This window comes from Janibacter sp. CFPM2_SD2 (genome assembly GCF_057364645.1).
Genome location: NZ_JBNFOF010000097.1, coordinates 1 through 11,130 on the forward strand (window position 1 = coordinate 1; position 11,130 = coordinate 11,130).

11 protein-coding genes and 1 pseudogene are annotated in these 11,130 nt (G+C 71.6%); 2 read left to right on the forward strand and 10 right to left on the reverse strand.

Translation table 11 applies throughout. The features are described 5' to 3' along the window. Positions 1–463: 463 nt before the first annotated feature. A complete protein-coding gene (tyrS, locus tag AC2W7J_RS10345) occupies positions 464–1,735 on the reverse strand; it encodes a tyrosine--tRNA ligase (protein ID WP_485982292.1) in 1,272 nt (423 codons plus the stop codon). Between the two features lie 197 nt (positions 1,736–1,932). Here tyrS and AC2W7J_RS10350 point away from each other — a divergent pair, with 197 nt between their 5' ends. Together AC2W7J_RS10350 and bfr are read left to right on the forward strand one after the other, a co-directional pair. Beyond that, the gene (locus AC2W7J_RS10350) at positions 1,933–2,154 is read left to right on the forward strand and encodes a (2Fe-2S)-binding protein (protein ID WP_255183628.1); all 222 of its coding nucleotides are present in this window, start codon (positions 1,933–1,935) and stop codon (positions 2,152–2,154) included. Next, positions 2,141–2,629: a bacterioferritin gene (gene bfr, locus AC2W7J_RS10355; RefSeq protein WP_255183629.1), complete on the forward strand. Its 489-nt coding sequence runs from the start codon at positions 2,141–2,143 to the stop codon at positions 2,627–2,629. Before AC2W7J_RS10350 ends, bfr begins: the two co-directional genes overlap by 14 nt. Before the next feature lie 71 nt (positions 2,630–2,700). Here bfr and AC2W7J_RS10360 read toward each other — a convergent pair whose 3' ends face one another. The 9 genes and pseudogenes from AC2W7J_RS10360 to AC2W7J_RS10400 all read right to left on the reverse strand — a co-directional run. Beyond that, complete coding sequence (locus AC2W7J_RS10360; RefSeq protein WP_485982293.1) at positions 2,701–3,243, reverse strand: DNA-3-methyladenine glycosylase; 543 nt, start codon at positions 3,241–3,243, stop codon at positions 2,701–2,703. Between the two features lies 1 nt (position 3,244). Beyond that, positions 3,245–4,693, reverse strand: a complete 1,449-nt coding sequence (argH, locus tag AC2W7J_RS10365) for an argininosuccinate lyase (protein WP_485982294.1) — start codon at positions 4,691–4,693, stop codon at positions 3,245–3,247. Next, entirely contained in the window at positions 4,690–5,202 is a 513-nt protein-coding gene (locus tag AC2W7J_RS10370) for an arginine repressor (RefSeq protein WP_421009063.1), read from the reverse strand. The genes argH and AC2W7J_RS10370 overlap by 4 nt, the downstream gene beginning before the upstream one ends. Continuing rightward, positions 5,199–6,137: an ornithine carbamoyltransferase gene (argF, locus tag AC2W7J_RS10375; RefSeq protein ID WP_485982295.1), complete on the reverse strand. Its 939-nt coding sequence runs from the start codon at positions 6,135–6,137 to the stop codon at positions 5,199–5,201. The genes AC2W7J_RS10370 and argF overlap by 4 nt, the downstream gene beginning before the upstream one ends. Beyond that, entirely contained in the window at positions 6,134–7,342 is a 1,209-nt protein-coding gene (locus AC2W7J_RS10380; RefSeq protein WP_485982296.1) for an acetylornithine transaminase, read from the reverse strand. The genes argF and AC2W7J_RS10380 overlap by 4 nt, the downstream gene beginning before the upstream one ends. Next, positions 7,339–8,298, reverse strand: a complete 960-nt coding sequence (argB, locus tag AC2W7J_RS10385; protein ID WP_485982297.1) for an acetylglutamate kinase — start codon at positions 8,296–8,298, stop codon at positions 7,339–7,341. Before argB ends, AC2W7J_RS10380 begins: the two co-directional genes overlap by 4 nt. A gap of 12 nt (positions 8,299–8,310) precedes the next feature. Then, entirely contained in the window at positions 8,311–9,462 is a 1,152-nt protein-coding gene (gene argJ / locus AC2W7J_RS10390; protein ID WP_485982298.1) for a bifunctional glutamate N-acetyltransferase/amino-acid acetyltransferase ArgJ, read from the reverse strand. Next, positions 9,459–10,514 (reverse strand): annotated as a pseudogene (argC, locus tag AC2W7J_RS10395) (N-acetyl-gamma-glutamyl-phosphate reductase). The gene argJ and the pseudogene argC overlap by 4 nt, the downstream one beginning before the upstream one ends. Before the next feature lie 78 nt (positions 10,515–10,592). Continuing rightward, positions 10,593–11,130 (reverse strand): phenylalanine--tRNA ligase subunit beta-related protein (locus AC2W7J_RS10400; RefSeq protein ID WP_485982299.1); only part of this gene is annotated, 538 nt, incomplete at its 5' end.

An 11,130-nucleotide genomic window follows, 5' to 3' on the forward strand; every position in this document is an offset into this window, starting at 1 on the left:
CACAACCAGCCAAGACGAGGTATTGGCATCGATTTTTGACACGCTGTTGAGTTCTCAAGATTCACACGCACACCCATCACCACCCACCGTCTCCGGCCAGATGCTTCAAGGGGCAACTTCTTCAAGTTACTACTGTGATTGCTACAGGGTCAAACTCGCTCGTCCTGATGGATCGAAGGGGGTTTGTCGCCTGCGGCGATCTCCCACTCTAGCAGGTGACCTGCTCGTTTCCAACTCGCTTCCCGCGGCACCGAAGTGCCTGTGGAACTCTCACTGGGAGTGGGTGTCAGCTCGTGGGACCGGCCTGCTTGGTGCAACCCTGCAAGGGCTGCCGCGTGGTGTCCGTTCCTCCCTCTCGGGCTGACATCGAGAACATTAGGTCACGGATCTCCACTTCACCAAATCGGGGTCGGATCCCCCGAGAATCCGGGCGATCCGACCCCGTCGGACGTTGTGGTGCGGCTCAGCTCTGGCGTGCGGCGGCGAGGTTCTTGCGCCCCCGACGGAGCACGGCGACCCGACCGTGGAGGTAGTCCCCGGGACCGAGCGCGAGCTGCTCGTCGGAGATCTTGGTGCCGTTGATCGAGACCGCGCCGTCCGCGATGGCTCGCCGAGCCGCCTTCTTGGAGTCGACCAGCCCCGTCGCGACCAGGGCCTCGAGCAACCCGGTGCCTGCCGGCACGTCAGCTCCAGGCAGCTCGGCGGTGGCGTCGACGAGGGTGCTGGCATCAAGCGCGGTGAGATCGCCCTTGCCGAAGAGCGCCTCGGACGCCGCCTGGACGGACGCCGTCGCTTTCTCCCCGTGCACGAGGGAGGTCATGTCCGCAGCCAGCGCCCGCTGCGCTGCACGACGGTAGGGCTCGTCGGCCACGAGCCGCTCGAGCTCGTCGATCTCCTCGCGACTGCGGTCGGTGAAGACCTTGAGCAGCTTGACCACCGAGGCGTCCTCGACGTTGAGGAAGTACTGGTAGAAGGCGTACGGACTCGTCATGTCCGCCGACAGCCAGATGGCATTGCCCTCCGACTTCCCGTACTTCACCCCGTGGGAGTCCGTGAGCAGGGGCGAGGTCAGCGCATGCACCGAGGCCCCCTCGGTCCGGTGGATGAGGTCGACACCCGCGGTGAGGTTGCCCCACTGGTCGGACCCACCGAGCTGGAGGGTGCATCCGTGGAGCCGGTAGAGCTCGAGGTAGTCGAGCGCCTGGAGCAACTGGTAGCTGAACTCCGTGTAGGAGATGCCCTCCTGGCTCTCGAGCCGGGCCGAGATCGCGTCCTTGCGGATCATCTGGTTGACCCGGAAGTGCTTGCCGATGTCGCGCAGGAAGTCGAGCGCGGTCATCGGTGCGGTCCAGTCGAGGTTGTCGACGAGGATCGCCGGGTGCGCGACGCCGCTGCTCCCGTCGAAGTCGAGGAAGGGCCGCACGAGCTCCTTGATCCGGGAGACGTTGTGCGCCGTGTGCTCCTTGGTCCGCAGCTGGCGCTCGCTCGTCGGCTTGGGGTCACCGATGAGCCCGGTGGACCCGCCGACGAGGCAGATCACCTTGTGGCCTGCCTGCTGGAGCCGTCGCAGGGCGACGAGCTGGACGAAGTTGCCGAAGTGCAGTGAGGGGGCCGTCGGGTCGAAGCCGCAATACACCGTGATCGGTCCGTCGGCGAGGGCCTGTCGCAGCGCGCTCTCGTCGGTGGTCTGCGCCACCGCTCCGCGCCACTGCAGCTCGTCGAGGATGTCGGTCACGGTCGTCTCGGTCCTTCCGGGAGGTACGGGGCCCGCGGTCACGGGCCCCGTCACAGCCTGCCACGGACGCACCGGTCCCCCGGCAGGCGCACCGGTCCCGACCACCCCCGATCCGCCATGTGGAACACCCGGTGACATCTCCCCCCTTCGTCGGGCTAAGGTATGCCTCACCTCACGAAGACGAAGGGAGACCGGGCGTGATCGTCTGTCACTGTGCCGTGGTCGGCGAACGCCAGATCGCCGACGCCGCCGCCGCGGGTGCCACGACCCTCTCCCGGGTGTGCGCGAGCACCGGAGCCGGCCGCGATTGCGGCGCGTGTGTCTTCTCAGTACGGCGGATCCTCTGCGAGAGTGTCGGGAGCGAGGTCGACAACGGCCTCTTCCCATCTCCCGCGGAGGTAGACCGTGCAGCCAGCTGACCCCCGAGTCATCACGCTCCTCAACGACGCGCTCACCCTCGAGCTGACCGTCGTCAACACGTACTTCCTGCACGCCCGCATGCTCGACAACTGGGGCCTGCCCCGCCTGGGCAAGGTCTTCTACGACCTGTCCATCGGGGAGATGAAGGACGCGGACGAGCTCATCGAGCGGATCCTCATGTTCGACGGTCACCCCAACGTCCAGAAGCTCAACAACATCCAGATCGGCGAGGACGCCAAGGAGATGCTCGAGCTGGCCCTCGCCAGCGAGATCGTCGCCGTCAAGCAGTTCAACGCCGGGGCCAAGGAGTGCCACGAGCTCGGTGACCACGCGACCGCGGCGGTCTTCGAGGAGATGGCCCGCGACGAGGAGGGCCACGCCGACTGGTTCGAGGCGCAGCTCGACGCGATCGCCCGCGTCGGCCAGGAGAACTACCTCGCCCAGCAGGTCGACGTCGGGGTCAACCCCGCCTGACCCTCGGCCTGCCCGGGCGGTAGGTCGACACCGTCGGCTCACCGGCGATCGAGAAGCGCCACGGGTAGGCATCACCATCGCCTCCCGGCCCCGACACCCCCACCCTCGGCCCCGTGCTCACGAGCGCGGGGTCGAGTGCGTGCTCCGGTGCCACGAGGGCGAAGGGAGCACCCCGGCCGACCACGCCGCGCCGTTGTCCTCCCCCGTGAGCCGAGCGCCTTCGTCAGTCGGCCCGGGCCCCGCGCCAGGTCGCGCTCCGAGGCGCCCGGCCGGCGGGACGATGCGACGTCGACGCCGTCGACGACCTCGCCGGCGCGCAGGAGCACCGCAGCGCACTCCCCCTTCGTCCCGACGACGACGTTGGCGCACCAGTGGACGCCGTAGGACCGGTAGACGTAGAGGTGGCCGGGCGGGCCGAACATCACCTCGGTGCGCGGGGTCGGGCCGCGGTAGCCGTGGGACCCGGGGTCGTTGCTCCCCCAGTAGGCCTCGACCTCGGTCAGGCGCAGGGTCACCTCGCCGACGACGAGGCACGCCCCGAGGAGCAGGGGCGCGACGGACAGGGGGTCGCCCGCCAGGTCGGACCTGACGAGGCGACGGTCCCCGGTCGTCACGTCAGCGGGCCTCGATGCGGCTGCCGGCGAAGGTCTCGAGCTCGTCGAGCACTGCCGCCGCGTTGTCGAGCTGCTCGCGCACCCGGGCCGGGGCGGTGCCGCCCTTGGCATCGCGCGAGGCGAGCGAGCCCTCGACCGAGAGCACCTCGCGCACTCCCGGCGTCAGGTGCTCGCTGATCCCGGTGAGGTCCTCGTCGGAGAGGTCCCACAGCTCGATGTCGCGCTCCTCGCAGACCCGCACGCAGGCCCCGGCGACCTCGTGGGCCACGCGGAAGGGCACGCCCTCGCGCACGAGCCACTCGGCGATGTCGGTCGCGAGCGAGAACCCCTGCGGCGCAAGGGAGGTCATCCGCTCGCCGTGATAGGTCATCGTCGCCATCATCCCGGAGAAGGCCGGCAGCAGGACCTCGAGCGTGTCGACGGCGTCGAAGACCGGCTCCTTGTCCTCCTGGAGGTCGCGGTTGTAGGCCAGCGGCAGCGCCTTGAGCGTCGTCATCAGACCGGCGAGGTCACCGACGAGACGACCGGCCTTGCCGCGGGCGAGCTCGGCGACATCGGGGTTCTTCTTCTGCGGCATGATGCTCGACCCGGTCGAGAAGGCGTCGTCGAGCGTGACGAAGGAGAACTCCTTCGTCGCCCAGAGGATGACCTCCTCGGCCAGGCGCGAGATGTCGACGGCGGTCATCGCGGCGACGAAGCAGAACTCCGCGACGAAGTCGCGCGAGGCCGTGCCGTCGATGGAGTTGTCGACCGCCCCGGCGAAGCCGAGGTCGGTGGCGACCGCCTCGGGGTCGAGCCCGAGCGAGGAGCCCGCGAGAGCGCCGGAGCCGTAGGGGCTGAGCGCGGTGCGCGCGTCCCAGTCGACGAAGCGCTGCACGTCGCGCAGCAACGGCCACACGTGCGCGAGCAGGTGGTGGCTCAGCAGGACCGGCTGGGCGTGCTGGAGGTGGGTGCGCCCGGGCATGGCGACGTCGATGTTGGCCCGCGCCTGGTCGAGGAGCGCCCGCGCCACGTCGAGGACGAGACCGGAGACGATCCGGGCGTGGTCGCGCAGGTACATGCGGAAGAGCGTGGCGACCTGGTCGTTGCGCGAGCGTCCGGCGCGCAGGCGCCCGCCGACGTCGGCACCCGCCCGCTCGATGAGCCCCCGCTCGAGTGCGGTGTGCACGTCCTCGTCGTCGAGCGCCGGCTCGAAGGCCCCACTGGTCACGTCGTCGGCGAGCCGTCGCAGGGCGTCGAGCATCGCGTCGAGCGTCGCGTCGTCGAGCAGGCCGGCGCCGTGGAGGACACGCGCGTGAGCGCGGGAGCCGGCGATGTCGTAGGGAGCCAGACGCCAGTCGAAGTGCGTCGACTTGCTCAGGGCGGCCAGCGCGTCGCTCGGCCCCCCGGCGAAGCGGCCACCCCACAGGCTCACCCGCTCACCGGTCGTCGCGGTCTCGTCCTGGGTCACGGTGCCTCCTGGCTGTCGGTGGTCTGGGCCAGGCCCAGCAGCTGTGCGGTGACGGCGGCACCCTCGTCGGGGCCACCGGTGATGATCATGATCGTGTCATCCCCCGCGATCGTCCCCAGCACTCCCGTGAGGCGTGCGTGGTCGATCGCCGAGGCGAGGTAGTTGGCGGCGCCGGGGGGCGTGCGCACGACGACGAGCTGGGCGCTCGCCCGAGCCGTGACGAGGAGCTCCTCGCACAGCCGGCGCAGCCGGTCGTCGTACTCCGCCGGGTCGACGGCCGCGCGCGGGGTGCGGTCACCCCCTTCGCCGGGGATGGCGTAGACGAGGCCACGGCCCACGCGGACCTTCTCGGCACGCAGCTCGAGCAGGTCGCGCGAGAGGGTCGCCTGGGTGATCTCGATCCCGTCGGCAGCGAGGAGCTCGAGGAGCTCGGGCTGGCTCCGCACGGCGTGCTCGCGCAGCAGCTCGACGATCCGCGCCTGCCGGCCGGGTCGGGTCGCGGCGATCATGACGAGGCGCGCAGCAGGAAGGTGAGCAGCGCCTTCTGCGCGTGCAGCCGGTTCTCCGCCTCGTCCCACACGACCGACTGCGGCCCGTCGATGACATCGGCGGCGATCTCCAGACCCCGGTAGGCGGGCAGGCAGTGCAGGACGATCGCGTCGGCCGCGGCGTGGCCCAGCAGATCCGTCGTCACGGCGAAGGGGGCGAAGGGCGAGGTCTGCCCGGTGCGGTCCCCCTTCTGCTCCTCCATGCCCATCGACACCCAGGTGTCGGTCGCGACGACGTCGGCTCCCGTCACTGCGGCCGTGGGGTCGTCGGTAACGAGGACCGATCCACCCTGCTCGGCAGCGATCCGCGTGGCGCGGGCGAGGACGTCGGCCGAGGGCTGGTGGCTGGCCGGGGTCCCGATGCGCACGTGCATCCCGGCGAGGGAGCACGCGAGCAGGTAGGAGTGGGCCATGTTGTTGGCCCCGTCGCCGACGTAGGCGATGGTGCGGCCGGCCGTCGAGCCCTTGTGCTCGCGGATCGTCAGCAGGTCGGCGAGCAGCTGGCAGGGGTGGTAGTCGTCCGTCAGCGCGTTGACCACCGGCACGTCGACGTGGTCGGCCAGCTCCTGCAGCCGGTCCTGGCCGTGCGTGCGCCAGACGATGGCGCTCACTTGTCGCCCCACGACCCGGGCCACGTCGGCGATGGACTCGCGGGTGCCGATCTGGGCGAGGTTGCCGTCGACGACCATCGGGTAGCCGCCGAGCTCGGCGACACCCGTGGTGAAGGACAGCTGGGTGCGCAAGGTCGGCTTGTCGAAGATGATGGCCACGGCCTGCGGCCCCGCGAGCGGCTGCTCGGCGTGCCGGTCGGCCTTGAGCGCGGCCGCGAGGTCGAGGACCTGCGACTGCTCCTCGGCCGTGAGGTCGTCGTCGGCGAGCAGGTGTCGGACGGTCATGCGGACTCCTTGGCGGCCTCGTCGAGGATCCCCGGCAGGGCGTCGACGAAGCTCGTGAGCTGGTCGGTGGTGATGGTCAGCGGCGGCGCGAGACGCAGCGCGTCGGGCGCGACCGGGTTGATGATGAAGCCGTGACGGCGGGCCACGAGCGCCGCCGCAGGGGCGATCGGCTCGGTCAGCGCGATGGCACGGAGCAACCCGGCCCCGCGCACCCCGGCGACCAGCGGGTGTTCCAGCGCCGTGACCCGCTCGACGAGCAGCTCACCGGCGGTGACTGCGTGCTCGACCAGGCCCTCGGACTCGATGGTCGACAGCACGGCGAGGGCTGCGCTGCAGGCGAGCGGGTTGCCGCCGAAGGTCGAGCCGTGCTGGCCCGCGGTGAGCAGCCCGGTGGTCTCCGGCCCGAAGGTCACCAGGGCACCGATCGGCACTCCCCCGCCGAGACCCTTGGCGACGGTGATCGCGTCGGGCACGACGCCGTCGAGCTGGTGGGCGAACCACGCACCGGTGCGCCCGACCCCGGTCTGGATCTCGTCGAGGACGAGCAGGACGCCGGCCTCGCGGGTGATCTCGCGGGCTGCGGCGAGATAGCCCTCCGGGGGCGTCACCACTCCGGCCTCGCCCTGGATGGGTTCGAGCAGGACCATCGCCGTGTCGGGGCCGACGGCGGCACGCAGCGCCTCGACGTCACCGGGCGCCACGTGCGTCACCCCGGGCAGGAGCGGCTCGAAGGGAGCACGGTATGCCTCCTTGTGGGTCAGGCTCACCGCTCCGGTGGTCCGGCCGTGGAAGGCGCCGCCGACGGCGACGATCCCCGTGCGGCCGGTGCGCCGGGAGAGCTTGATCGCCGTCTCCACGGCCTCGGATCCGCTGTTGCAGAAGAAGACGCCTGACCCCTGCGGCGCCTGCGCGACGCGCAGCAGCGCCTCGGCCGCCTCGATCTGCGCGGGGGTCGTGAAGAAGTTGCTCACGTGGACGAGCTCGCCGGCCTGCTTCGAGATCGCGGCGACGAGCTCGGGGTGACCGTGACCGAGCGCGTTGACCGCGATGCCGCCGAGGAGGTCGAGGTAGCGCGTGCCGTCGACGTCCCACACCCAGGCGCCCTCACCGCGGGTGAGGACGAGGCCGGGGAGGCCGAAGACGCCGATGTGGCTGGCGCGGTAGCGCTCGAGCAGGGCCTGGTGCTGCTCGCTGGGGGTGCTCATGAGGGGCTGCCCTCCCCTTCGTCGTCGGTGTCGGCGGGGTCCGGCAGGATCATCGTGCCGAAGCCCTCGGACGTGAAGAGCTCGAGGAGCATCGAGTGCGGCTGGCGGCCATCGACGACGTGAGCCTGGGGCACGCCGTGCTCCACGGCCCGGATGCACGCCTCGAGCTTGGGGATCATCCCGGAGTCGACGCGGGTCAGCAGGTCGCGCGCCCCGGACGCCGTGAGGTGAGACAGCAGCGAGTCGCGGTCGGGCCAGTCGGCGTAGACGCCGTCGACGTCGGTGAGGACGACGAGCTTGTGCGCCCGCAGGGCGACCGCCAGCGCCGCTGCCGCGGTGTCGGCGTTGACGTTGAGCACCTGCCCGTCGACGTCGAGGTCGGGGGCGATCGTCGAGACGACCGGGATGCGGCCGGCGTCGACGATGTCGAGGACCGCGGCGGGGTCGACGGACTCGACGTCGCCGACGAGCCCGATGTCGACCGGCTCACCGTTGACGACGACGCCCTTGCGGCGGCCGCCGAAGAGGCTCGCGTCCTCGCCGGAGAGGCCGACGGCGACGGGTCCGTGCTGGTTGAGCAGGCCCACGAGCTCGCGGCCGACCTGACCGGTGAGGACCATCCGCACGACGTCCATGACCTCGGGGGTGGTGACGCGCAGCCCGCCCTTGAACTCGCTCTCGAGGCCGAGCCGGTCGAGCATCGCCTGGATCTGCGGGCCGCCGCCGTGCACGACGACCGGCCGCAGCCCGGCGTAGCGCAGGAAGACGATGTCCTCGGCGAAGGCCGCCTTGAGCGCGTCGTCGGTCATCGCATTGCCGCCGTACTTGATGACGACGAGGGCGCCGCGGAAGCGCTCGAGCCAGGGCAGCGCCTCGACGAGGGTCGTCGCCTTGGCCTGGGCGACGCGCAGGGCGGCCGCGTCGATGGCGCCGCGCAGGGTGGACTCGGCAGTCATGCCGGCCTCCGATCAGGTGGAGTAGGCGGAGTTCTCGTGGACGTAGTCGTGGGTGAGGTCGTTGGTCCACACCGTGACCTCGTCGTCCCCCGCATGGAGGTCGACCTCGACGCGCACCTCGCGGGCCTCGAGGTCGACGAGGGTGCGGTCCTCGCCGACGCCACCGGCGCGGCAGACCTGCACGCCGTTGATCGAGACGTCGAGTTGGGCCGGCTCGAAGACCGCGCCCGTCGTGCCGACAGCGGCGAGCACCCGACCCCAGTTGGGGTCCTTGCCGAAGATCGCGCACTTGAAGAGGTTGTTGCGCGCGATGCTGCGCGCGACCTCGAGACCATCGGCCTCGCTCGCCGCGTGGTGCACGACGATCTCGATGTCGTGGGCGGCTCCCTCTGCGTCGCCGATGAGCTGGCGTGCCAGGTCGGCGCACACCTCGCGCAGCGCCTCGGCGAGGTCCTCGCGCGCGACGCTCGTGCCCGACGCACCCGAGGCCATCGCGAGGACGGTGTCGTTGGTCGACATGCAGCCGTCGGAGTCGATCCGGTCGAAGGTGGTGCGGGTCGCCTCGCGCAGCGCGGCGTCGAGGTCGGCCGCACTCGTGACGGCATCGGTCGTCACGACGACGAGCATCGTGGCGAGGGCCGGGGCGAGCATGCCCGCCCCCTTCGCCATGCCGCCGACGCTCCAGCCGTCACGCGCCACCGCGGCGGTCTTGGGCACGGTGTCAGTCGTCATGATCGCCTCGGCGGCCGCCGCTCCCCCGTCGTCGTCGAGGACCGTCGCGGCGGCGGTGACACCGGCGGTGAGCTTGTCCATCGGGAGCAGCTCGCCGATGAGGCCGGTGCTGCACACGACGACGTCGCCGGCGGAGACCCCGAGGGCTTCTGCGGTGTGCTCCGCGGTCGCGTGGGTGTCCTGGAAGCCCTGCGCGCCGGTGCAGGCATTGGCGCCGCCCGAGTTGAGGATCACGGCATCGGCGCGCCCGTCGACGAGGGTCTGGCGCGACCAGGTGACCGGTGCGGCCTCCACGCGGTTGGTCGTGAAGACCGCGGCCGCGTGACGGTCGGGGCCGTCGTTGACGACGAGCGCCACGTCGGGGCGACCGCTCGGCTTGAGGCCGGCGGTCACGCCGGCGGCGCGAAATCCAGCAGGGGTCGTCGTGCTCACGGTGCCACTCCCGTCGTCGGCAGCCCCGTGGTCTCGGGCAGACCCAGGGCGAGGTTCATGGACTGCACGGCGGCGCCGGCCGTCCCCTTCGTCAGGTTGTCCTCCGCCGCGATGGCGACCACGCGGCCGCTGCGCTCGTCGAGGACGACCTGCACGTGCACGAGGTTGGAGCCCGCGACGCTGCCGGTGTGCGGCCACTGCCCCTCGGGCAGCAGGTGGACGAAGGGCTCGTCGGCGTAGGCCTGCTCCCACGCGGCCCGGACCGTCGCGGCGGTGGCACCGGCAGCCGCCCGGCGGTGACGGTGGCCAGGATCCCGCGCGGCATGGGCGCGAGCGTCGGGGTGAAGGAGACGGTGGCATCGCGGCCGGCGGCGCGGGCGAGGTTGCGCTCGATCTCCGGCGTGTGGCGGTGGACGCCACCGACGCCGTAGGGGCTCATGGCCCCCATGACCTCGGAGCCGATGAGGTGCGGCTTGGCGGAGCGGCCTGCGCCGGAGGTGCCGGAGGCGGCCACGACGACGACGTCGTCGGGCTCGACCACTCCGGCAGCCAGACCGGGCGCGAGGGCCAGGCGTCGCCGCCGGTCGGTAGCACCCGGGGACGGCGATCCGCCGGGCGCCGACGAGGGCGTCGCGGTGCTTCGTGCCGTCGGCCCGGACGAGCTCCGGCAGGCCGTAGGGCCACGTCCCGGCGAAGGGGGTGTCGTAGTAGTCGTCCCAGTCACCGGCGTCGTCGAGCCGGAAGTCCGCCCCGCAGTCGACGACGGTCACGTCGTCGGGCAGCTGCTCGGCGATGGCGGCGGAGTGTCCGTGCGGCAGCGCGAGGAAGACGACGTCGTGCCCGGCGAGGGTCTGCGCGTCGGTCGGCTCGAGGATCCGGTCGGCGAGGGCCTGCAGGTGGGGCGCGAGGTCACCGAAGCGGGTGCCCGCGTTGCCCGATGCGGTGAGCGCGCCGATCTCGACGTCTGGGTGGCCGAGCAGGAGCCGAGCGATCTCGGCTCCTGCGTAGCCGCTGGCTCCGGCAATGGCTGCAGTGATCACCTGCATGACCATACGCAGATGCGAAGTTTCATGCAAACCCGTCCCGCGAGGATTCTCGGGTCACCCGAGCGTCCCCCCGGGATGCACGACTCAGCGCTGCTGGGCACCCGTCGCCGAGGCCGCCGACGCGACGGCCTTATCCCGCAGGGCGCTGACCTCGTCGGTTGTGAGGGTGCGGTCGGCGCGGAAGGTCAGCCGGTAGGCCAGCGACTTGCGCCCCTCCCCCACCTGGTCGCCACGGAAGACGTCGAAGAGCGTCAGCGACTCGAGGTCGTCGCCCGCGCCCGAACGCAGGGCCGCGGCAACGGCGGCCGCAGGGACCCCCTCGTCGACGACGAGCGCGACGTCGGTGTTGGCCGGGGGCTGGGTCGACAGCTGCGCCGGGGTCACCGGGTGACCGGCGGCCGCGATGATCGCGTCGAGGTCGAGCTCGGCGGCGACGGTGCGCTCGGGCAGCTCCAGGGCCGTGCAGACCTTCGGGTGCAGCTCACCCGCGTGCCCGACGACGGAGCCGTCGGCCAGGGTCACCGCGACGCATCGCCCGGGGTGGAAGGGCTCGCGCTGCGCCGCTTCGACCTGCAGGTCGAGGCCGAGCGCGGCACCCACCGCGAGCGACCAGCCGACCGAC

Coding starts and splice junctions, on each gene's coding strand:
- AC2W7J_RS10380 (WP_485982296.1), bottom strand. CDS start 7,342: ATGAGCACCCCCAGCGAGCAGCACCAGGCCCTGCTCGAGCGCTACCGC.
- argF (WP_485982295.1), bottom strand. CDS start 6,137: ATGACCGTCCGACACCTGCTCGCCGACGACGACCTCACGGCCGAGGAG.
- AC2W7J_RS10370 (WP_421009063.1), bottom strand. CDS start 5,202: ATGATCGCCGCGACCCGACCCGGCCGGCAGGCGCGGATCGTCGAGCTG.
- argB (WP_485982297.1), bottom strand. CDS start 8,298: ATGACTGCCGAGTCCACCCTGCGCGGCGCCATCGACGCGGCCGCCCTG.